The sequence below is a fragment of the Streptomyces sp. NPDC059142 genome, from assembly GCF_042755665.1.
Lineage (GTDB): Bacteria > Actinomycetota > Actinomycetes > Streptomycetales > Streptomycetaceae > Streptomyces.
The window spans coordinates 1,840-24,847 of record NZ_JBHZDA010000079.1 but is presented as its reverse complement, the minus strand read 5'-3'; the positions used below and the strand labels follow the sequence as shown (position 1 = coordinate 24,847).

Genomic DNA, 23,008 nt, shown 5'->3' with positions numbered 1-23,008 from the left:
CGGGGCTCGCGGTTCAGCCGGTGCCGGACGTCTTCACCCCGCCTCCCCGCCAGGCCGGCGAGCACGGTCGACCGTCGGCGCCGGCTCAAGGCGCCCCGGAGACGGACCGGGCCTCGAAAAAAGAAAGGGCTGCCCGGCCGACGCAGGGGGCGCTCCCCGCCGGCCGGGCCCCTTCCCGTGCCGCGGGGGAGGGTCGCACCCCGGTGGGTTCATACGCCGGTGTGCAGTGCGATCCGTTCGTCTCCCGCGTACACGTTCATGGAGGGGCCGCGGAGGAAGCCGACAAGTGTCAGTCCCGTCTCGGCGGCCAGGTCGACGGCGAGCGACGACGGCGCGGAGACCGCCGCCAGTACGGGGATGCCCGCCATCACCGCTTTCTGCGCGAGTTCGAAGGAGGCGCGTCCGGAGACCAGGAGGATGGCCCGGGAGAGCGGCAGGAGGTCTTGGCGCAGGGCGCGCCCGACGAGTTTGTCGACGGCGTTGTGGCGGCCGACGTCCTCGCGTATGTCGAGGAGCTCGCCTTCTTCGGTGAAGAGGGCCGCCGCGTGGAGTCCTCCGGTCCGGTCGAAGACCGCCTGGGCCGCCCGCAGCCGGTCGGGGAGGCCGGAGAGCAGGGCGGGTTCGATCCGGACGGGGGGTGTGTCGGCGATGGGGAAGCGGGCCGTGGTCCGTACGGCGTCGAGGCTGGCCTTGCCGCAGAGTCCGCAGGACGAGGTGGTGTAGACGTTGCGTTCGAGGGTGATGTCGGGGACGGGGACGCCGGGGGCGAGCTGGACGTCGACGACGTTGTAGGTGTTGGTGCCGTCGTCCTTGGCCCCGGCGCAGTAGACGATGGAGCGGACGTCGTCGGCGGCGGCGAGGACGCCTTCGCTGACGAGGAAGCCGGCGGCGAGTGCGAAGTCGTCGCCGGGGGTGCGCATGGTGATGGCGAGGGGTTTGCCGTTGAGGCGGATCTCCAGCGGTTCTTCGGCGACCAGGGTGTCGGGACGGGTGGTGACGATCCCGTCCCGGATCCGGATGGTGCGGCGGCGCTCGGTGACCCGTCCCATGGTGATCAGTCCTACTCGTTGCTCGTCGAGATGTCTGCCCGTTCAGCGCTGCTGTACGTGCTGGAAGCCGAAGCGGCCCTTGATGCAGAGGTTGCCGTGTGTCACGGGGTTGTCGTGCGGTGATGTGACTTTCACGATCTCATTGTCCTGTACGTGGAGGGTGAGGTTGCAGCCGACGCCGCAGTAGGCGCAGATCGTGGTGGTCTCGGTCTGGTCCGTCTCGTTCCAGGTACCCGCCGCGCGCATGTCGAACTCGGATTTGAAGCTGAGTGCTCCGGTGGGGCAGACCTCGATGCAGTTGCCGCAGTAGACGCAGGCGGAGTCGGTGAGCGGGGCGTCGTATTCGGTGGCGACGCGGGCGTCGAAGCCGCGGCCCGCGAGGGAGATCGCGAAGGTGTTCTGCCACTGTTCGCCGCACGCGTCGACGCATTTGTAGCATTGGATGCATTTGTCGTAGTCACGGACGTACAGGTCGTTGTCGATCCTCGGCTCTTCGTCGAGCCGGGCGGCGTCCGGGCCGAATCGGGCGGGTTTCGCCTCGTACTCCTTGATCCACTCGGCGGCCCGTGGGGTGGTGGAGAGGTCCGTCGAGGAGGCGAGGAGTTCGAGGACGATCTTTCTGCTGTGGCGGGCGCGTTCGCTGTCCGTGGTGACGGTCATGCCCGGTTCGGCGCGGCGTGAGCAGGCGGGGGCGAGGGTCCGGGCGCCTTCGACCTCGACCACGCAGAGGCGGCAGGCGTTCTTCGGGGTGAGGGTGTCGCCTTCGCAGAGGGTGGGGATGTCCTTGCCCGCGGCGCGGCAGGCGTCGAGGATCGTGGCGCCTTCGGGGACGCGGGTCTCCTGGCCGTCGAGGGTGAACTCGACGAGCCGGCGCGGCGGCTGGAGCGGGATCGCGGTCACAGGGCGCTCTCCGTCTCGTGAGCGGTCTCAGCGGTCCTAGCGGTCTTGCGGGCGGTGTCGTGCGCGGCGCCGTGGGGGGCGTCGTAGACGCGCAGGCGGTCGACGGCGGATTCGACGGCGTTCCAGGCGGTCTGTCCGAGTCCGCAGATGGAGGCGTCCCTCATGGCCTGTCCGACCTCGCGGAGCAGGGCGATGTCGCCGGCCGCCGAGGCGCCCGTACGGTCGACGATCCGGTGCAGCGCCTCTTCCTGGCGGACCGTGCCGACCCGGCAGGGCACGCACTGTCCGCAGGACTCGTCACGGAAGAACTCGGCGATGCGCAGGAGCATCCGGGGCAGTTCGACGGTGTCGTCGAGGACGAGCACGACGCCGGAGCCAAGGGTGGTGCCGGCGGCCCGGGTGCCTTCGAAGGTGAGGGGGATGTCGCGTTCGTCGGGGCGTACGAAGCCGCCGGCGGCGCCGCCGAGCAGGACGGCGCGTACGGTGGCGGGCGCCTCGGCGAGGTCGAGGAGTTCGCCGAGGGTGGTGCCGAAGGGGAGTTCGTAGACGCCGGGGCGGCCGACGGTGCCGGAGACGCAGAAGAGTTTGGGTCCGGTGGACGCGGCGGTGCCGGTCGCGGCGTACGCCTGGGCGCCCCCGGTCAGGATGGGGAGCACGTTGATCAGGGTCTCGACGTTGTTCTCGGCGGTGGGCCTGCCGAACAGGCCCTTCTCCACGGGGAACGGCGGTTTGGAGCGCGGTTCGCCCCGGTAGCCCTCGATGGAGTTGAACAGGGCGGTCTCCTCGCCGCAGATGTACGCCCCGGCGCCGCGCCGGATCTCGATGTCGAAGGTGTATCCCTGGCCGAGGATGTCCTCGCCGAGCAGTCCGCGGGCGCGGGCCCGGCCGATGGCGTGCTGGAGCAGGCGCAGGGCGCGCGGGTACTCGCCGCGCAGGTAGAGGAAGCCGCGGTGGGCGCCGACCGCGTATCCGGCGACGGTCATCGCCTCGATCAGGGAGTACGGGTCGCCTTCCATGACCACCCGGTCCTTGAAGGTGCCGGGTTCGGACTCGTCGGCGTTGCAGACCAGGTAGTGCGGATGGGCGGGCTGGGCGGCGGTGGCCTGCCACTTGCGTCCGGTGGGGAAGGCGGCGCCGCCCCTGCCGAGCAGCCCGGCGTCGGTCACCTCGCGGATGACCCCGGCGGGGCCGAGGGCGAAGGCCCGGCGCAGCGCCGCGTAGCCGCCGTGCGCGCGGTAGTCGTCCAGGCTGTACGGGTCGACGACGCCGACACGGCGCAGCAGGGTGAGTCCTGCCTGTCCGGCCTGCGGTACGGCGCGTCCCGCGCCCGGTTCGGCGGGGGCGGTGAGGGGCGCGGCGGCGGCGTGCACCAGGGCGTCGGCGGTGGCGGGTGCGACGACGGCAGTGGCGTACGGGCGTTCCGCCGGGCCGTCCCCGGCGGCGGGGCCCGCGGCGGCGTCCACGGTGGCCCCGGTACCGGCGTCCACGTCGGTCCCCGCTCCGGCCCCGGCGGGGGCGCCCGCCTGGACGAGCAGGGCGGCGGGGGCGCGTTCGCACAGGCCGAGGCAGGGGCTGGGCTGCCAGACGAGCCCGTCGCCGGGGCCGCTGCCCGCCGGGGCGCCGGTCGGGGTGCCCGCGGGGCCGAGGCGCTCCTCCAGGGCGGCGCGGAGGCCGGGGGCGCCCCGGCTCGCGCAGGCCAGGTCGGTACAGACGTGCAGCACCTTCGCGGGGCGCGGCCGGACGGCGAACATCGCGTAGAACGTGGCCACGCCGTACGCCTCGGCCGGGGGGACGGTCAGCCGCCGGCACAGGTAGTCGAGGGCGCCCCCGCTGATCCAGCCGATCCGGTCGTTGACCGCGTGCAGCCCCGGCAGGAGCAGATCGCGCCGCTCGCGCGCCTCCCGGCCGCCGCGCGCCCAGCGCAGATCCGTGTCCGTACGGTCGTCCGCGCCCCGCCAGGCGGAGTCGGGCGGGCCGAGCAGGGCGTCGACCGCCGCGCGTTCCTCGTCGGTCGGTTTGCTGTCACCGAAGCGCAGATCCACCTGAGGTCAACTCCTGGTCGGTAGGGGCAGCTTCTCGATCCGGATCGCGGACGCCTTGAACTCCGCGGTGCCCGCGATCGGGCAGTTGGCCTCGATGGTGAGCTGGTTGGTGTCCACCTCGTCCGGGAAGTGCATCGACATGAAGGCGAGCCCCGGGCGCAGCCCCGGGTCGATCCAGACCGGTGCCTGTACGGTGCCGCGCCGGGAGCTGATCCGTACCTCCTCACCGGTGGTGACCCCGTACCGCTCGGCGTCCTCCGGGCTCAGCTCGACGTACTCGCCCCGGCGCAGCGGGGAGGCGAAACTCCCGCTCTGTACACCGGTGTTGTACGAGTCGAGGCGGCGTCCGGTGGTGAGCCTGACCGGGTACCGCTCGTCCGTCAGGTCGACGGGCGGGTCATGGCGTACGAGGCCGAAGGGGGCGCGCCTGCCGAGCCGTTCGGGATCGTCATCCCACAACCGGCTGTGCAGGAAGGTCGGTTCGAGCCGGTCGGTGGCGGGGCACGGCCACTGGATGCCCTGGTGCTCGGCCAGCCGTTCGTAGGTCATGCCGTAGTGGTCGGGGGAGACCGAACGCAGCTCGTTCCAGACCGACTCGGCGTCCGCGTACTTCCAGGCGTGGCCGAGGCGGCCCGCGAGGTCGCAGATGATGTCGATGTCCTCGCGCGCCTCGCCGGGCGGTTCGACGGCCTTGCGGACGCGTTGCACGCGGCGTTCGCTGTTGGTGGTGGTGCCGTCGGTCTCGGCCCAGGCGGCGGTGGCGGGCAGTACCACGTCGGCGAGTTCGGCGGTCCTGGTGAGGAAGATGTCCTGCACCACGAGGCAGTCGAGCCGCCGCATCCGTTCCACGGCCTGTTCGCTGTCGGCCTCGGACTGGGCCGGGTTCTCCCCGATGCAGTAGACCGCCCGGAGCCCGCCGCTCTCCATCGCCTCGAACATCTCGGTCAGGTTGAGTCCGTGGCGGGGCTGGATGACGGTGTCCCAGGCGGTCTCGAACTTCCGCCGTACGTCCGGCTCCAGGATGTCCTGGAAGCCGGGCAGCCGGTTCGGGATGGCGCCCATGTCGCCGCCGCCCTGCACGTTGTTCTGGCCGCGCAGCGGCTGCACGCCGGAGCCGTACCGTCCGACGTGTCCGGTGAGCAGCGCGAGGTTGATCAGCGCGCGCACGTTGTCGGTGCCGTTGTGGTGCTCGGTGATGCCCAGGGTCCAGCAGAGCTGGGCGCGCTCGGCGCGGGCGTAGGCGTGGGCGAGGTCCCTGATCGCCTCGGCGGGCACCCCGGTCACCTGCTCGGCCGCGCTGAGCGTCCAGGGGTCGACCTCGGCCGCGTACGCCTCGAACCCTGAGGTGGCGCGGGCGATGAACGACGTGTTGTGCAGCCCCGCGCGGATGATCTCGCGGCCGACCGCGTGGGCCATCGGGATGTCCGTGCCGACGTTCAGCCCGAGCCAGCTCTCGGCCCATTCTGCGGTGGAGGTGCGGCGCGGGTCGACGGCGTACATCCGCGCGCCGTTCCTGATGCCGCGCAGCACGTGCTGGAAGAAGATGGGGTGCGCGAAGCGGGCGTTGGAGCCCCACATCACGATCAGATCGGTGTGGTCGACCTCCCCGTACGAGGAGGTGCCGCCGCCGGATCCGAAGACGGCGGAGAGCCCGGCGACGCTCGGCGCGTGGCAGGTCCGGTTGCAGGAGTCCACGTTGTTGGTGCCCATGACCACCCGCGCGAACTTCTGCGCGACGTAGTTCATCTCGTTGGTGGCGCGGGCGCAGGAGAACATCCCGAACGCGCCGCGCGCCGCGCCCAGTCCCTCGGCCGCCCGGTCCAGCGCCTCGTCCCAGGTCGCCCGGCGCAGGGGGCCGTCCTTGGTGTCCCGCACCATCGGGTGCGTGATGCGGGCGTAGGTCTTCGGCGTGCGGTCTCGCTTCTTCACGCTGCGCTCTCCTCGGGGATGAGGGCCGGCGGTCGTGTCCACGACATGTGCATACAGTATTCTGTAGGCGGGTGCGCGACGGAACCCCCGTGGACGGGGATTCGGCCACGCACCCGCCGGGATCAGGCGGCGGCGCCGCGCCGGAAGGACTCGTCCAGCAGATCGGAGATCGCGCCCACGGTGCGGAGCGTCGGAACCTCCACCCCGGTGATCCCCGCCAGCTCCACGACGGCGGCGAGCAGCACGTCCAGCTCCAGCGGTCTGCCCTTCTCCAGGTCCTGGAGCGTGGACGTCCGGTGGTCACCGACCCGCTCGGCGCCCGCGAGCCGCCGCTCGACGGAGATGTCGGGGCGGCAGCCCAGCGCCGCCGCGACCCGCAGCGACTCCGCCATCATCAGCTCGATGACCTCGCGGGTGGAGCGGTGCAGGCACATCTCCCGCATGGTCGCCCGGGTCAGCGCGCTGATCGGGTTGAAGGAGATGTTGCCGAGGAGCTTGATCCAGACGTCCTCGCGCAGCTCCGGTTCGACGGGGCACTTGAGACCGCCCGCGCGCATGGCGTCGCTGAACTCCAGACAGCGCGCGGAGACCGAGCGGTCCGGCTCCCCGACGGAGAACCGGGTCCCTTCGAGGTGCCGGACCACGCCGGGCCCCGCCAGCTCCGTCGCCGCGTACACCACACACCCGATCGCACGCTCGGGCGGCAGGACGGCGCTGACCGAGCCGGCGGGGTCGACGCTCTCGACCCGCCGGCCGTCGTACGGACCCCCGTGGCCGTGGAAGTACCACCAGGGGATGCCGTTCTGGGCGGCGACGACCGCCGTGCGCTCCTGGAGCAGCGGCGTCACCAGCGGCCCGCACGCCGCGTAGGAGTTCGCCTTGAGCCCCAGGAACACGTAGTCGACCGGGCCGATCAGCTCCGGCCGGTCGGTGGCGTGCACCCGCGCGGTGAAATCACCGCGCGGGCTGCGCACCCGGACTCCGTCCTGCCGCATGGCCGCCAGGTGCGGTCCACGGGCGATGAGATGGACATCGGCGCCGGCCCGGTGCAGGGCGGCTCCGACATAGGCGCCGATCGCTCCGGCGCCCACGACTGCGACTTTCATGGTGACGCTCTCCGTTCGGTTGAGGGGACCGAGGGAAGGCTCTCCGCCTCGCCGACTTCTCTGTCGACGAAATATTGTCTACAGTATGGAGTTCGGACCGACAAGGCTCCCGGCAGACCGGGCGTCGGGGCCGCGAAACGGCGCGTGCCTGGAAGTTCTTTCCGACCGGACAGTTGTAGATCTTCCCAACAGGGCACACGGGTTCCTAGAGTCCGTGACCATGACCCCACCACTCGCATCCGCCGGCTGGAGCCGCTGGCTGGTGCCCCCCGCCGCGCTGTCGGTGCACCTCTCGATCGGCCAGGCCTATGCCTGGAGCGTGTTCAAGCCCCCGCTCGAATCCGCGCTCGGTCTCTCCGGCACCCAGAGCGCCCTCCCGTTCCAACTGGGCATCGTGATGCTCGGTCTGTCGGCCGCCTTCGGCGGCACCCTGGTCGAACGCAACGGGCCGCGCTGGGCGATGACCGTCGCCCTGTGCTGCTTCTCGTCCGGCTTCCTGATCGCCGCGCTCGGCGCCGCCACCGAACAGTTCTGGCTGATCGTCTTCGGCTACGGGTTCGTCGGAGGCATAGGCCTCGGCATCGGCTACATATCCCCGGTCTCCACCCTGATCAAGTGGTTCCCCGACCGGCCGGGCATGGCCACCGGCATCGCCATCATGGGCTTCGGCGGCGGCGCGCTCATCGCCTCCCCGTGGTCCGCGCAGATGCTGAAGTCGTACGGCACGGGCCCCGAGGGCATCGCGTACGCCTTCCTGACCCATGGACTGGTGTACGCGGCCTTCATGACGCTCGGCGTGCTGCTGATCCGGGTCCCGCCGCCCGGCTACCGGCAGAAGTCGCCCGAGGAGACGACGGTCTCCGGCGCCCCGGCCCCCACCGCGCAGGTCTCCGCCCGGTCCGCCGTGCGCACCCCGCAGTTCTGGTGCCTGTGGCTCGTCCTGTGCATGAACGTGACCGCCGGCATCGGGATCCTGGAGAAGGCCGCCCCGATGATCACGGACTTCTTCGCGGAGACGTCCACGCCCGTCTCCGTCTCGGCCGCCGCCGGGTTCGTCGCCCTGCTCTCCGCCGCCAACATGGCGGGCCGGATCGGCTGGTCCTCCACCTCCGACCTGATCGGCCGGAAGAACATCTACCGCGTCTACCTCGGCGTCGGCGCCCTCATGTATCTGCTCATCGCGCTGTTCGGCGACGCCTCCAAGCCGCTGTTCGTCCTCTGCGCGCTGGTGATCCTCTCCTTCTACGGAGGCGGCTTCGCCACCATCCCGGCCTATCTCAAGGACCTCTTCGGCACCTACCAGGTGGGCGCCATCCATGGCCGTCTGCTCACCGCGTGGTCCACCGCCGGGGTCCTCGGCCCGCTGATCGTCAACTGGGTCGCGGACAGCCAGGAAGAGGCCGGCAGGAGCGGCGCGGGTCTCTACGGACTCTCCTTCACGATCATGATCGGACTGCTCGTCGTCGGATTCGTCGCCAACGAGTTCGTCCGGCCCGTCCACCCCCGTCACCACGTACCCGCACCGAGGGAGGCAGCCGATGACCAGCTCGCCGGCGACCAGCGCCACCACGCCTGAACCCCGCCGTACCGGTCTGATCGTCTTCGCCTGGCTTTGGGTGGGGATCCCCCTCGCGTACGGTGTGTACGAGCTGGTCCTGAAGGCCGCCCAGCTTTTCACCGGATAAGGCGGAGTCTCCAACGCGGACGGAAGAATCCTGTTGGTTCCCCTGCACCCTTACCGGTGAGTCGCTGACGAGACTGGAGCATTCCTGCTACGTCGACGAAGAGGGGGTCCGGGGTATGACCGGAACTCGTATCGCCGCGCTGGGGCACTATCAGCCCGCCAAAGTGCTCACCAACCACGACCTGGCGGCGATGGTCGACACCAGTGACGAATGGATCACCAGCCGGGTCGGGATCAAGACCCGGCACGTGGCGGGTCCCGACGAGCCGGTGGACGAGCTGGCCGCGCACGCGGGGGCCAAGGCCCTCGCCGCGGCCGGTCTCACCCCGGCCGACATCGACATGGTGCTCGTCGCCACCTCCACGGCGATCGACCGGTCGCCGAACACCGCAGCCCGGGTCGCCGCCCGGCTCGGTATGGGGTCACCGGCCGTCATGGACCTGAACGTGGTGTGCGCGGGCTTCACCCACGCCCTCGCCACCGCCGACCACACCGTACGGGCGGGCGCCGCCACCCGGGTCCTGGTCATCGGCGCGGACAAGATGGCCGCCATCGGTGACTGGACGGACCGCACGACGTGCGTCCTGCTGGGTGACGGCGCGGGCGCGGCCGTCGTCGTGGCGTCCGAGCCCGGCGACGAGCCGGGGATCGGCCCGGTGCTCTGGGGCTCGGTGCCCGAGATGGGGCGCGCCGTGCGGATCGAGGGCACCCCGCCGGTCTTCGCGCAGGAGGGCCAGTCCGTCTACCGCTGGGCCACCACCCAGCTCCCGCCGATCGCCCGCAAGGTCTGCGAGCGCGCCGGTGTCACGCCCGAGGAGCTGGGCGCCGTCGTGCTGCACCAGGCGAATCTGCGGATCATCGAGCCCGTCGCGCAGAAGATCGGCGCGGTCAACGCGGTCATCGCCCGGGATGTCGTGGACTCCGGCAACACGTCCGCCGCCTCGATCCCGATGGCGCTCTCCAAGCTCGTGGCGCGCGGGGAGGTCCCGTCCGGGGCTCCGGCGCTGCTCTTCGGCTTCGGCGGCAACCTCTCCTACGCGGGTCAGGTCATCCGCTGCCCCTGAATCCGGCGATCTCGGTAGACTGTAGACGATAGCCAATGTGGTGACGCCCTCACATTCCCGGTGCGGGCGCTCTCCCCACGGGCTGTCGCCACCGTCATCGACACTGCCGGCCAGGAGGGGGACCGCGATGCTGTCCGCGAAGTTGGCGCAGGGATCCGTGCCCAGGCTCGAACGACCGGGTCCACTGCGGGAGCGCGTCTACGAGGCCCTGCTCGAACTGATAACGACCCGCGCGCTCCAGCCGGGTCAGCATCTCGTCGAGAGCGAGCTCGCGGGCCACCTCGGGGTGTCGAGGCAGCCGGTGCGCGAGGCGCTCCAGCGCCTCAACACCGAGGGGTGGGTCGATCTGCGACCGGCGCAGGGCGCGTTCGTCCACGAGCCGACCGAGGAGGAGGCCGATCAGCTCCTCTCGGTCCGTACGCTGCTGGAGGCGGACGCAGCCCGGCTGGCCGCCGCCAACTCCGGTACGGCGGGGATCGCCGAGCTGGGGGAGCTGTGCGCCCGGGGGGAGCGCGCCGTGGCGGACGACGACGTGGATCTGGCGGTCGCCACCAACGCCGCCTTCCACGCCAAGGTGATGGAGCTGGCCGGCAATGTCGTCCTGGCGGAGCTGGCCGCGCAGGTGGACCGCCGGGTGCGCTGGTACTACACACCGGTCGCCCGGCAGCGCGGCAAGCAGTCCTGGATCGAGCACCGCGAGCTGATCGCGGCGATCTCGGCACGGGACGAAGGGCGCGCCACCGAGATCATGAAGGCGCACACGGAGCACACCCGCACCACGTACCACCAGCGCGAACGTTCCTGACCCCCCGGCCGCCACCCGGCGGCCCGCCGTACGCCCCCGCACACCTCCGGCCGTCACGCGCAGCGCGCGTGGCGGCCGTCGTGCTGTCCGGATCCGGGCGGTCGTCTCCCCGGCTTTGTCCTCGGTGTGGAGAAAGTTGGTACGGATTCGCGCGCAACTTCTTCCCCCTGCGGGCAAGCGCTGCTACGTTCCCTCGAAAGCGCGGCACACCGGCTCACGGAAGCCCGGCCGCACACACCGACGTATACGGCCGAGAAGGCGGGGAGGGGCGCGTGAGACGGATGACCGCACGACCCGCAAACGCTCACCAGGCGCGACTGCTCAGGCTGTTGCGCGACGGCGGACCCAACTCCCGTGCCCAGCTCGGGGATCAGGTCGACCTCTCGCGCTCCAAGCTCGCCGTCGAGGTGGACCGGCTGCTGGAGACCGGCCTCGTGGTGGCCGACGGGCTCGCCGCCTCGCGCGGCGGCCGGCGCTCCCACAACATCCGGCTGGCGCCGGGCATGCGCTTCCTCGGTGTCGACATCGGCGCCACCTCCATCGATGTGGCCGTCACCAACGCCGAGTTGGAGGTCCTGGGCCATCTCAACCACCCGATGGACGTCCGTGAGGGCCCCGTCGCCGTCTTCGAGCAGGTCCTCGTCATGGCCGCGAAGCTCAAGGTCAGCGGGCTGGCCGAGGAGTTCGACGGCGCGGGTATTGGTGTGCCGGGTCCGGTCCGCTTCCCCGAGGGTGTGCCCGTCGCGCCGCCGATCATGCCCGGCTGGGACGGTTTCCCGGTACGGGAGGCGCTCAGCCAGGAGCTGGGCTGCCCGGTCATGGTCGACAACGATGTGAACCTGATGGCGATGGGGGAGCAGCACGCGGGCGTCGCCCGCTCCGTCGGCGACTTCCTCTGCGTCAAGATCGGTACGGGTATCGGCTGCGGGATCGTGGTGGGCGGCGACGTCTACCGGGGGACGACCGGCAGCGCCGGCGACATCGGCCACATCCAGGTCGAGGCGGACGGCCGCCCCTGCGCCTGCGGCAACAAGGGCTGCCTGGAGGCGTACTTCAGCGGCGCCGCGCTCGCCCGGGACGCGGAGGACGCGGCCAGGACCGGCCGCTCACCCGAACTCGCCGCCCGGCTCGACGAGTCGGGGGGACCGCTCACCGCCGTGGACGTCGCCGCCGCCGCGGCCGCGGGGGATCCGGCCGCGCTCCAGCTCATCCGCGAGGGCGGCAACCGCGTCGGCCAGGTCATCGCCGGGCTCGTCAGCTTCTTCAACCCCGGTCTCGTGGTGATAGGCGGCGGGGTGACCGGCCTCGGCCACACCCTGCTGGCCAGCGTACGGACCCAGGTCTACCGGCAGTCGCTGCCGCTGGCCACCGGCAACCTCCCCATCGTCCTGGGCGAGTTGGGACCGACCGCCGGGGTCACCGGCGCGGCCCGGCTCATCAGCGACCACCTGTTCTCACCGGCCTGACGCCGGTGCAGCACCACTGATCCGCCCGCACCACACGCCCAACCCGAGTCACCCGCACCACACGTCCAACCTGAGCCACCCGCACCACACGCACCACCTGATCCGCGCGCACCACACGCACCGCGCACCACACGCACAACCCGAGTCACCCGCACCAGGCACCGCCGCACCTCACGCACGATCTGCGCCACCCCGCACCACCCGTACCACCGGCGCTTTCGCGCCATCCGTACCACCGCACGAGCCGCACCGCGTACCGAGCCGCACGAGCCGTCAGAGCCGCACCACTCGCCCACTCGCACGAGCCGCGCCACACCGCGTACGGACGGCAATCCGCGTCCGTACACCGCCTCCGTACACCACACCCGTCAGCTCCACCGCACCCTGCCCGTGGGCCGCCGCGCCCCGTGGACCGGGCCGCCATCCGCCGAGGGGATTCGCCATGGCACCAGCTCCACCACCGACCCCGCTGCTCACCATGTCCGGCATCACCAAGACGTTCCCCGGTGTCCGCGCCCTCGACGGGGTGGACCTGGAGGTCGAGGCCGGTGAGGTGCACTGTCTGCTCGGCCAGAACGGCGCCGGCAAGTCCACCCTCATCAAGACGCTCGCCGGGGCCCACCAGCCCGACGGCGGTGTGATCACCTGGCAGGGCGAGGCGGTCACCCTCAAGTCGCCCATCGCCGCCATGCGGCTCGGCATCGCCACCATCTACCAGGAACTCGACCTGGTGGAGGGGCTGTCGGTCGCCGAGAACATCTTCCTCGGACACGAACCCACCACCGCCGGGTTCGTGGTCAGGGGCCGCGAGGCACGGACCAGGGCGACCGCGCTGCTGGCCCGCCTCGGCCACCCCGAGATCGAGGCCGGCCGCGCCGTCGGCTCGCTCTCCGCCGCCCAGCAGCAGATCGTCTCCATGGCCCGCGCCCTCTCCCACGAGGTACGGCTCATCGTGATGGACGAACCGTCCGCCGCCCTCGACCCCGACGAGGTCGACAACCTCTTCCGTATCGTCGACACCCTCACCGCCGACGGGGTCGCGGTCATCTACATCTCCCACCGGCTGGAGGAGATCCGCCGCATCGGCGACCGGGTCACCGTGATCAAGGACGGCCGCACCGTCGCGGTCGCGCTGCCCGCCAAGGAGACCCCGACCCGCGAGGTCGTCGCGCTGATGACCGGCCGGAACGTCGAGTACGTCTTTCCCGAGCGGCCCGCCGCCTCCGCCACGGACGGCGTCGCGCGCCCGGAGCCGGTGCTGCGCGTCGAAGGACTCGCCAGGGAGGGCGAGTTCGCCCCCGTCGACCTGGAGCTGCGGCCGGGGGAGATCGTCGGGCTCGCCGGTCTCGTCGGCTCCGGGCGCTCCGAGATCCTGGAGACCATCTACGGGGCGCGCCGGCCCAGCGCGGGCCGGGTCGTGGTCGACGGCGTACCGCTGCGGCCCGGCAGCGTCCGCGCCGCCGTCCGCGCGGGTCTGGGCCTCGCCCCCGAGGAGCGCAAGGCGCAGGGCCTGCTGATGCTGGAGTCCGTCACCCGCAACGTGTCGGTGTCGTCGCTGGCCCGCTTCTCCCGTGGCGGCTGGCTCGACCACACCGCCGAGCGCACCGCCGCGCAGAGCGCCACCAGGGAGCTCTCCCTGCGCCCCGACAACCCGGACGCCCGTATCCGTACCCTCTCCGGCGGCAACCAGCAGAAGGCGGTCCTCGCCCGCTGGCTGCTGCGCGGCTGCCGGGTGCTGCTGCTCGACGAGCCGACGCGCGGGGTCGACGTGGGCGCCCGCGCCGAGCTGTACGCCGTGATCCGCCGGCTGGCCGACGAGGGCCTGGCCGTACTGCTCGTCTCCAGCGAGGTCCCCGAGGTGCTGGGCCTCGCGGACCGGGTGCTGGTGCTCCGGGAGGGCCGGGTCGTCCACCGGGCGCCGGCCCAGGAGCTGGACGAGCACCGTGTACTCGATCTTGTGATGGAAGGGAGTCCGACGCCATGACACAGCCCGCCTCCGAGGAACGGCGGGGCGGGCCCGACGACGCGCCCGCGTCCGGGCCGCCCACTTCGCCCGCCTCGCCCGCCTCGTTCGCCGAACCGGCCGGGACGGCCAACGGCACGGCCGCCACGGCCACCGCCACCAAGGCCGCTCAGGCCGCCAAGCCTCCCCAGGGGAACGGCGGTTGGCGCGCCCTCGGGTTGCGGCTCGATGTCCGCAACCTCTCCCTGCTCGGGGTGCTCGCCGCGCTGATCGTGGTCGGCGGCATCACCAAGCCCGATCAGTTCCTCGACACCAACAACCTCCAACTGGTGCTCACCCAGGCGTCGGTCATCGGTGTGGTCACCGTCGGCATGACCTTCGTGATCACCAGCGGCGGCATCGACCTGTCGGTGGGCGCGATCGTCGCCCTCGCCTCGGTCTGGGCGACGACGCTGGCCACCCAGGAGTACGGGTTCGCCGGGATCCTCTTCACCGCGGTGATCGTCGGTCTGGGCTGCGGTCTGGTCAACGGGGTGCTGATCGCGTACGGCGGGATGGTGCCGTTCATCGCGACCCTCGCGATGCTCGCCTCCGCCCGGGGGCTCGCGCTCCAGATCACCGACGGCAAGACGCAGATCGTCACCGTCGACCCGGTCCTCGACCTCGGTGTCCCCGACGCGTACATCCTGGGGATCCCGCCGCTCGTCCTGGTCTTCGCCCTCGTCACCGTCATCGGCTGGCTGATCCTGAACCGTACGACCTTCGGCCGGCGCACCGTCGCGGTCGGCGGCAACGCGGAGGCCGCCCGGCTCGCCGGGATCGACGTCCGCAGGCAGCGGCTCTACCTCTATCTGCTCTCGGGGCTGTGCTGCGGCATCGCGGCCTTCCTGCTGATCATCCTGGCGGGCTCGGGACAGAACACCAACGGAAACCTGTACGAGCTGGACGCCATCGCCGCGGCGATCATCGGCGGCACGCTCCTCAGCGGGGGCCGTGGCACGATCGTCGGCTCCGTCCTCGGGGTCCTCGTCTTCACCACGATCACCAACATCTTCGCTCTGAACAACCTCCAGAGCGACGTCCAGCAGATCGCCAAGGGCGCCATCATCGTCGCCGCCGTACTGGTCCAGCGCCGCACCGCGCGCAACGGCGAGGCCTGAGCTCCCGCCTCGTACCCGCTCACCGTCGTACCGCCCTATCCGAAGGGTTGAACCGCCATGCCAGAAACCAGCCGCAGAGGACTCCTGTTCGGCACCGCCGCCGTCTCCGCGGGTGCCCTCCTCACCGCCTGTACCAGCAACGAGCCCGCCGCGAGCAAGGAGACGGCGGCCACGAACGTGCCCGCCGCCGACGACAAGCCCGGCAAGGCCCTCACCATCGGCTTCGCGGGGCCCCAGGCCGACCACGGCTGGCTCAACGCGATCAACGAGCAGGCCAAGGCCCGCGCGAAGAAGTACTCGGAGATCACCCTCGACATCACCGAGGGCTCCAACGACATCGCCGCGCAGATCGGCCAGGTCGAGACGCTCATCAACAAGAAGGTCGACGTCCTGGTGATCCTGCCGGCCGACGGCAAGGCCCTCACCCAGGTCGGCCTGAAGGCCATGCGTGCCGGGATCCCGGTCATCAACCTCGACCGGATCTTCTCCAACCCGCAGGCGTACCGCGCCTACATCGGCGGCGACAACTACGGCATGGGCGTCAGCGCCGGCAACTACATCGGCGAGAAGCTCAAGGGCAAGGCGAACGCCAAGGTCATCGAGCTGGCCGGGATCGACGGCCTGGAGCTGACCCAGCAGCGCAGCAAGGGGTTCGACGACGCGCTGAAGAACTACCCGAACATCAAGAAGGTCGCCCGTCAGGCCGCCGACTTCACCGTCGAGTCCGGCCAGGCGAAGATGGCCCAGCTCCTCCAGGCGCAGTCCTCCTTCGACGCGCTCTGGAACCACGACGACGACCAGGGCGTGGGCGCCCTGCGCGCCATCCAGCAGGCGGGCCGCAAGGACTTCCTGATGGTCGGCGGCGCCGGCGCCAAGTCGGCGATGGACGCCATCAAGGCCGACGACAGCGTGCTCAAGGCCACCGTTCTCTACCCGCCGACGATGGCCGCCTCCGCCATCGACCTGGCCCGCGCCCTGGGCAACGCCAAGGGCATCAGCGGGATGGCGGAGCTGGAGATCCCCGCCTCGGTCACCCTCTACTCGGCCGTGGTCGACAAGGACAACGTCGACCAGTACCTGCCCACCGGCTTCAACTAGTGCCCCACTCGGCATTAGGCCAGGGCCCGGGGGCCTCCGTCAGGACCGGGCCCGACCAGGGAGCGGTGCCGGGGCGCGCGAGCCCGGCGGCATCCGGACGAGAGGCCCTTGACCGGACCCGCCCGTGCCGGAAGGGGCACGGGCGGTACCGGGCCACCCCCCACCGAGCGAGAGACGAGGAGTACTCCGTATGACCCCCAGGGAAGCGGCGGAGCAAGCCGCCGGTGCACCGCCGACACTCGGCATCGGCATGATCGGATACGCGTTCATGGGCGCCGCCCACTCTCAGGGGTGGCGCACCGCGGGACACGTCTTCGACCTGCCGATGCGGCCCGTGCTCGCCGCGATCTGCGGCCGGGACCGGGCCGCCGTCCAGGCCGCCGCGGACAGACACGGCTGGGCCGCGGCCGAAACGGAGTGGCGGGAGCTGATCGCGCGCGACGATGTGCAGGTGGTCGACATCTGCACCCCCGGGGACAGCCATGCGGAGATCGCGATCGCCGCGCTGGAGGCGGGCAAACACGTCCTGTGCGAGAAGCCCCTCGCCAACTCGGTGGCCGAGGCCGAGGCGATGGTCCGGGCCGCGCGGGAGGCGCGCTCCCACGGCCGGCTCGCCATGGTCGGCTTCAACTACCGCCGGGTACCGGCCGTCTCGTACGCCCGGCAGCTCATCGCGGAGGGCCGGCTCGGCACCCTGCGCCATGTACGGGTCACCTACCTCCAGGACTGGCTGGCCGATCCTGCGGCCCCGCTGACCTGGCGGCTCAAGCGCGAGCACGCCGGGTCGGGGGCGCTGGGCGACCTGGGCGCGCACATCGTGGATCTGGCGCAGTTCCTGACCGGCGACGTGCTGGTGGGGGTCTCGGCGCTCGCCGAGACCTTCGTCAAGGAGCGGCCCGTCCTCGGCGGCGCGACCGCCGGTCTCTCCGGGACCGCCGGGACCGGGACCGGCGCGGTGACCGTCGACGACGCGGTGGTGTTCACCGGGCGGCTCTCCTCGGGCGCGCTGGCCTCCTTCGAGGCGACCCGGATGGCCTCGGGCCGCAAGAACGCGCTGCGCCTGGAGATCAACGGCGAGCGCGGCTCGCTCGCCTTCGACCTGGAGCGGCTGAACGAGCTGTCGTTCCACGACCACACCGAGCCCGCGGCCTCCTCCGGCTTCCGCCGGATCCTGGTCACGGAGCCGGAGCATCCCTACCTGGAGGCGTGGTGGCCGCCGGGCCACGCGCTGGGCTACGAGCACACGTTCGTGCACGAGGTGCGCGACCTGGTGGAGGCGGTGGCCGCCGGGCGCGATCCGGTGCCGTCGTTCGAGGACGGACTCCAGGTGCAGCGGGTGCTCGCGGCGGTGGAGGACAGCGCGGCGAAGAACGCCGTGTACACGCCCGTACCGCCACCGTCGGCGCCCGCGTCCGCCCCCTCCACCGACCAGCGTTCCTGATTCCCGGAAGCCTCCGGGAATTCCCAGAAGGAGGTCCGAATGCCCCGTCCGTTCACGCTCTTCACCGGCCAGTGGGCCGATCTGCCCCTGGAGGAGGTGTGCCGGCTCGCCCGTGACTTCGGTTACGACGGTCTGGAACTCGCCTGCTGGGGTGATCACTTCGAGGTCGACAAGGCCCTCGCCGACCCCGCCTACCTGGCCGGCCGCCACCAGCTCCTCGACAAGTACGGGCTGAAGTGCTGGGCGATCTCCAACCATCTCGTCGGCCAGGCGGTCTGCGACCACCCCATCGACGAGCGCCACCAGGGCATCCTGCCGTCCCGGATCTGGGGCGACGGCGAGCCCGAGGGCGTCAGGCGGCGCGCCGCCGCCGAGATCCAGGACACCGCGAGGGCCGCGGCGGCCTTCGGTGTCGACACGGTCGTGGGCTTCACCGGCTCCTCGATCTGGCATCTCGTCGCGATGTTCCCGCCCGTGCCGCCCGGCATGATCGAGCGGGGGTACGAGGACTTCGCGGAGCGGTGGAACCCGATCCTGGACGTCTTCGACGCCGAGGGCGTCCGCTTCGCGCACGAGGTCCACCCGAGCGAGATCGCGTACGACTACTGGACCACGCACGAGGCGCTGAAGGCGGTGGACCACCGTCCCGCGTTCGGGCTGAACTTCGACCCGAGCCACTTCGTGTGGCAGGACCTGGACCCGGTCAGCTTCCTCTACGACTTCCGCGACCGGATCTACCACGTCGACTGCAAGGAGGCGCGCAAGCGCCTCGACGGCCGCAACGGACGGCTCGGCTCCCATCTGCCCTGGGGCGACCCGCGGCGCGGCTGGGACTTCGTCTCGGCCGGTCATGGCGATGTGCCGTGGGAGGACGTCTTCCGGATGCTGCGGTCCATCGGCTACGAGGGGCCCGTCTCCGTCGAGTGGGAGGACGCGGGCATGGACCGGCTGGCCGGGGCGCCCGAGGCGCTGGCCGGCCTGAAGCGCTTCGACTTCGACCCGCCGAGCGCGTCCTTCGACGCCGCGTTCGGCGGCGGTGAGTAGGGTCTTCCGTCAGTTCCGGCAGGAGGTACGGGGTCCGCCCCGTGCGTACGGTCCCGGCGCCCGGCGGCGGTTCGCGCCGCCGGGCGGTCCGGGCTGCCCGGCGGTCGCTTTGTCCAGAAGCTGGAAGAAGTTCAACTTCACCCGTGCGCAAGGTCTTTCGGTACGGGACGAACACGGCTACCGTCCATGACATTGAGTTGTACAGAACAACACGCATCACACAGCACCACGGTGGTCCCCGATGTGACGGCGCACGTCGGTGACACAGCCACCTCCACGGGGACCCGGTGCGGGACGAGCACCCCCCCGGGGAGGAGAGAGCGCGAGGGACCGCGCTCTCCCGGCACCCCGCAGGTACGAACAGCCCACTGTGGAGGACTTTCGTGCACAGAAAACGCCCCCGAGCCGGCCAGCACCCCCGAGCCAGAAACCTCCTCGCACTCCTGACGGGCGCTCTGCTCGCCGGGTCGAGCCTGAGCGCCGTACCCGCGTCCGCCGCGGGAGCGGGGCCGTCGGCCGCCTCGGCCGCCTCGGCCGCCTCGGCCGCCTCGGCCGCCTCGGCCGCCTCGGCCGCCGAGGAGAGCTTCCAGCAGGTGACCCTCGCCAAGGGCGCCGACGAGGTGGGTGAGCCCATGTCGCTCGCCGTACTCCCGGACCGCCGCGTCCTGCACACCTCGCGCGACGGCACGCTGCGCCTCACCGACGCCGGCGGAGACACCATGGTCTCCGGCACCCTGGACGTCTACAGCCATGACGAGGAAGGTCTCCAGGGCGTGGGGGTGGACCCCGGATTCGCCGAGAACCGGGCGATCTACCTCTACTACGCGCCGAAGCTGGACACCCCCGCGGGCGACGCCCCCGAGAACGGCACCGCCGCCGACTTCGCGCCCTTCGACGGCATCAACCGCCTCTCGCGCTTCACCCTCAACGAGGACGGCACGCTGGACAAGGCGAGCGAGAAGAAGGTCCTCGACGTCGCCGCCACCCGCGGAACCTGCTGCCACGTCGGCGGTGACATCGCCTTCGACGCCGACGGCAACCTGTTCCTGTCGACCGGCGACGACACCAACCCCTTCGCCTCCGACGGCTACACCCCGATCGACGAACGGGCCGACCGCAACCCGGCGTTCGACGCCCAGCGCAGCGCGGGCAACACCAACGACCTGCGCGGCAAGCTGCTGCGCATCAAGGTCGCCGAGGACGGCTCGTACACCGTCCCCGAGGGCAACCTCTTCGCCCCGGGCACCGAGAAGACCCGGCCCGAGATCTACGCCATGGGCTTCCGCAACCCGTTCCGCATCTCCGTCGACCAGCAGACCGGCATCGTGTACGTGGGGGACTACGGCCCCGACGCGGGCGCCGCCTCCCCGACCCGCGGCCCGTCCGGCATGGTCGAGTTCGCGCGGGTCACCGGGCCCGGCAACTACGGCTGGCCCTACTGCGTCGGCAAGAACGAGCCGTTCATCGACTACGACTTCGCCACCAAGGAGTCCGGCGCCGCCTTCGACTGCGCCGCGCCGAAGAACACCTCGCGCAACAACACCGGGCTCACCGACCTGCCGGCCGCCCAGCCCGCCTGGATCGACTACGACGGCGGCAGTGTGCCCGAGTTCGGTTCCGGCTCCGAGTCCCCGATGGCGGGACCCGTCTACCGCTACGACGCGGACCTCGACTCCCCGGTGAAGTTCCCCGAGGAGTACGACGGCGACTTCTTCGCCACCGAGTTCGGCCGCCAGTGGATCAAGCGGATCGAGCAGGGCGAGGACGGCACGGTCGAGAAGATCAACCCCTTCCCGTGGACCGGCACCCAGGTCATGGACTCGGCCTTCGGTCCCGACGGCGCGCTCTACGTGCTCGACTACGGCCTCTCCTGGTTCGGCGGCGACGAGCACTCCGCGCTCTACCGCATCGAGAACTCCACCGGCGGCAAGTCACCGATCGCGGTCGCCAAGGCGAACAAGACCTCGGGCACCACCCCGTTGAAGGTCACGTTCTCCTCGGCCGGCACCGAGGACCCCGACGGCGACGAGCTGAGCTACGCCTGGGACTTCGGCGACGGCGCCACCTCCACCGAGGCCGACCCGGTCCACACGTACCGCAAGAACGGCACGTACACCGCGCGGCTCACCGTCACCGACCCGACGGAGCGCACCGGTACCGCCTCCGTGCGGGTGGTCGTCGGCAACACCGCGCCCAAGGTGACCCTCGAACTCCCCGCCGACGGGACCCTCTTCAACTTCGGGGACAAGATCCCCTTCAAGGTGAAGGTCACCGACCCGGAGGACGGCACGATCGACTGCTCCAAGGTCGTCGTCCGCTACATCCTGGGCCATGACAGCCACGGCCACCCGATCACCTCGGCGAACGGCTGCGAAGGCACCATCACCGCGCCCGCCGACACCGAGCACGACCCCAACGCCAACATCTTCGGTGTGATCGACGCCGAGTACACCGACGGCGGAGGCGGCGGCCAGGCCCCGCTCACCACCCACGCCCAGGCGCAGCTCCAGCCGCGCCACCGGCAGGCCGAGCACTTCAACAACTCCTCCGGTGTCAAGGTCTACGAGAAGGCCGCCGCCAACGGCGGCAAGACCGTCGGCGACATCGACAACGGCGACTGGATCTCCTTCAAGCCGTACAACCTGACCGGGTCGAAGACGCTCACCGCCCGGATCTCCTCCGGCGGCGCCGGCGGCTTCCTGGAGGTGAGGACCGGCTCCGCGACCGGCAACCTGCTCGGCTCCGCGCCGATCCCGGTCACCGGCGGCTGGGAGACCTTCCAGGACATCGACGTACCGCTGCGCTCCGTACCGAAGAAGACCACCGAACTCTTCCTGGTCTTCAAGGGCGGCTCGGGCGCGCTCTACGACGTGGACGACTTCCAGCTCTCCGACGCGGTGCCCGGCAAGACCGAGAAGCGCGTCCTGGTCTTCTCCAGGACCGCCGGATTCCGCCACGACTCGATCCCCGCGGGCGTCACCGCCCTCAAGGAGCTGGGAAAGACCACCGGGATCACCGTGGACGCCACCGAGGAGGCCGGTCAGTTCACCACCAACAACCTGGCCCGCTACGACGCGGTGGTCTTCCTCTCCACCACCGGTGATGTGCTCAACGCCGACCAGCAGAAGGCGTTCGAGAACTATGTCGCCACCGGCGGCGGCTACATGGGCGTGCACGCCGCGGCGGACACCGAGTACGACTGGAAGTTCTACGGCGGCCTCGTCGGCGCCTACTTCGACTCGCACCCGGCGATCCAGCCCGCCACCGTACGCGTCGAGGACCACGACCACCCGGCCACCGCGCACCTGGACGACGAGTGGCAGCGCACCGACGAGTGGTACAACTACCGCACCAACCCGCGCGATCAGGCCCGGGTCCTCGCCACCCTGGACGAGACCACCTACCAGGGCGGCACGATGAAGGGCGACCACCCGATCGCCTGGTGCCAGACCTACGAGGGCGGCCGGTCCTTCTACACCGGGGGCGGCCACACCAAGGAGTCGTACGCCGACGCGCCCTTCCGTGACCACCTGCTCGGCGGACTGCGGTACGCGGCCGGCCAGGTCAAGGCCGACTGCAAGCCGAAGACCGGCTACCGCTCCCTCTTCAACGGCAAGACCCTCGAAGGGTGGAAGCAGGCGGGCCCCGGGAAGTTCGACGTGGTCGACGGCGAACTGCGCTCGCAGGGCGGCATGGGGCTCCTCTGGTACCAGGCCAAGGAGCTGGGCTCGTACTCCCTGAAGCTGGACTGGAAGATGGCCGGGGACGACAACTCCGGTGTCTTCGTGGGCTTCCCGGCCTCCGAGGACCCCTGGTCGGCGGTGAACAACGGGTACGAGGTGCAGATCGACGCCACCGACACCCCGGACCGCACCACCGGCTCGGTGTACGGCTTCAAGTCCGCCGACATCAAGGCCAGGGACCGGGTGCTGCGCCCGCCGGGCCAGTGGAACAGCTACGAGATCAAGGTCCAGGGTGAGCGGCTCCAGATCTTCCTCAACGGAGTGAAGATCAACGACTTCACCAACAAGGACCCGGCACGCAGCCTGAAGAACGGTTACATAGGGCTCCAGAACCACGGGCCCGACGACCAGGTGTCGTTCCGCGACATCCAGCTCAAGGAACTGCCCTCCTCCTGACGGGCGGGGCCGCCGGCCGGCGGCGGGCGGGGAGGCGCCGTACCCCCCAGTCTCTTATAAACAACAGACGCTGCCGACGAGATTTTTGGTGTTTATCGCGGTGGTGGCGGGATCAATA

General features: G+C 71.0%; 16 protein-coding genes. 11 read left to right on the top strand and 5 right to left on the bottom strand.

The window, feature by feature from the left end; all coding sequences use genetic code 11:
- Positions 1 to 209 precede the first annotated feature (209 nt).
- The 5 genes from fdhD to ACFXPK_RS24630 form a co-directional block, all read right to left on the bottom strand.
- Positions 210 to 1,049 carry a formate dehydrogenase accessory sulfurtransferase FdhD gene (fdhD, locus tag ACFXPK_RS24650; RefSeq protein ID WP_384996120.1) on the bottom strand — a complete coding sequence of 280 codons (840 nt, stop codon included), beginning with the start codon at positions 1,047 to 1,049 and terminating at the stop codon, positions 210 to 212.
- A 42-nt stretch (positions 1,050 to 1,091) separates the two neighbouring features.
- Positions 1,092 to 1,949: a 2Fe-2S iron-sulfur cluster-binding protein gene (locus tag ACFXPK_RS24645; RefSeq protein WP_385078658.1), complete on the bottom strand. Its 858-nt coding sequence runs from the start codon at positions 1,947 to 1,949 to the stop codon at positions 1,092 to 1,094.
- Positions 1,946 to 3,991, bottom strand: a complete 2,046-nt coding sequence (locus ACFXPK_RS24640) for an NADH-ubiquinone oxidoreductase-F iron-sulfur binding region domain-containing protein (RefSeq protein WP_385078656.1) — start codon at positions 3,989 to 3,991, stop codon at positions 1,946 to 1,948. The genes ACFXPK_RS24645 and ACFXPK_RS24640 overlap by 4 nt, the downstream gene beginning before the upstream one ends.
- Positions 3,992 to 3,997: 6 nt before the next feature.
- Positions 3,998 to 5,920: a molybdopterin oxidoreductase family protein gene (locus ACFXPK_RS24635; RefSeq protein ID WP_385078653.1), complete on the bottom strand. Its 1,923-nt coding sequence runs from the start codon at positions 5,918 to 5,920 to the stop codon at positions 3,998 to 4,000.
- A gap of 122 nt (positions 5,921 to 6,042) precedes the next feature.
- Positions 6,043 to 7,026, bottom strand: coding sequence for a 2-dehydropantoate 2-reductase (locus tag ACFXPK_RS24630; RefSeq protein ID WP_385078650.1), 984 nt, complete (start codon positions 7,024 to 7,026; stop codon positions 6,043 to 6,045).
- Positions 7,027 to 7,246: 220 nt separating this feature from the next.
- On the opposite strand from ACFXPK_RS24630, the gene ACFXPK_RS24625 reads away from it, so the two are divergent.
- From ACFXPK_RS24625 to ACFXPK_RS24575, 11 genes are all read left to right on the top strand, one after another.
- A complete protein-coding gene (locus tag ACFXPK_RS24625; protein WP_385078648.1) occupies positions 7,247 to 8,602 on the top strand; it encodes an OFA family MFS transporter in 1,356 nt (451 codons plus the stop codon).
- On the top strand, positions 8,565 to 8,711 hold the full coding sequence (locus ACFXPK_RS24620; protein WP_329827818.1) for a hypothetical protein: 147 nt from the start codon (positions 8,565 to 8,567) through the stop codon (positions 8,709 to 8,711). The genes ACFXPK_RS24625 and ACFXPK_RS24620 overlap by 38 nt, the downstream gene beginning before the upstream one ends.
- A gap of 115 nt (positions 8,712 to 8,826) precedes the next feature.
- Positions 8,827 to 9,774 (top strand): beta-ketoacyl-ACP synthase III, encoded by a 948-nt coding sequence (locus tag ACFXPK_RS24615; RefSeq protein ID WP_384996135.1) that lies wholly within the window; start codon positions 8,827 to 8,829, stop codon positions 9,772 to 9,774.
- Positions 9,775 to 9,901: 127 nt separating this feature from the next.
- Positions 9,902 to 10,579, top strand: coding sequence for a GntR family transcriptional regulator (locus ACFXPK_RS24610; RefSeq protein WP_385078644.1), 678 nt, complete (start codon positions 9,902 to 9,904; stop codon positions 10,577 to 10,579).
- 281 nt (positions 10,580 to 10,860) lie between these two features.
- Positions 10,861 to 12,045 (top strand): ROK family protein, encoded by a 1,185-nt coding sequence (locus tag ACFXPK_RS24605; protein WP_385078641.1) that lies wholly within the window; start codon positions 10,861 to 10,863, stop codon positions 12,043 to 12,045.
- 442 nt (positions 12,046 to 12,487) lie between these two features.
- Positions 12,488 to 14,029, top strand: coding sequence for a sugar ABC transporter ATP-binding protein (locus tag ACFXPK_RS24600; protein ID WP_385078639.1), 1,542 nt, complete (start codon positions 12,488 to 12,490; stop codon positions 14,027 to 14,029).
- Positions 14,026 to 15,168, top strand: coding sequence for an ABC transporter permease (locus ACFXPK_RS24595; protein WP_384996146.1), 1,143 nt, complete (start codon positions 14,026 to 14,028; stop codon positions 15,166 to 15,168). The genes ACFXPK_RS24600 and ACFXPK_RS24595 overlap by 4 nt, the downstream gene beginning before the upstream one ends.
- Before the next feature lie 57 nt (positions 15,169 to 15,225).
- Positions 15,226 to 16,266, top strand: a complete 1,041-nt coding sequence (locus ACFXPK_RS24590) for a substrate-binding domain-containing protein (RefSeq protein WP_384996148.1) — start codon at positions 15,226 to 15,228, stop codon at positions 16,264 to 16,266.
- Positions 16,267 to 16,456: 190 nt separating this feature from the next.
- Positions 16,457 to 17,707, top strand: coding sequence for a Gfo/Idh/MocA family protein (locus ACFXPK_RS24585; protein ID WP_385078635.1), 1,251 nt, complete (start codon positions 16,457 to 16,459; stop codon positions 17,705 to 17,707).
- Positions 17,708 to 17,746: 39 nt separating this feature from the next.
- A complete protein-coding gene (locus ACFXPK_RS24580) occupies positions 17,747 to 18,751 on the top strand; it encodes a sugar phosphate isomerase/epimerase family protein (protein ID WP_385078632.1) in 1,005 nt (334 codons plus the stop codon).
- 383 nt (positions 18,752 to 19,134) lie between these two features.
- On the top strand, positions 19,135 to 22,890 hold the full coding sequence (locus ACFXPK_RS24575) for a ThuA domain-containing protein (protein WP_385078629.1): 3,756 nt from the start codon (positions 19,135 to 19,137) through the stop codon (positions 22,888 to 22,890).
- Positions 22,891 to 23,008: the final 118 nt, after the last annotated feature.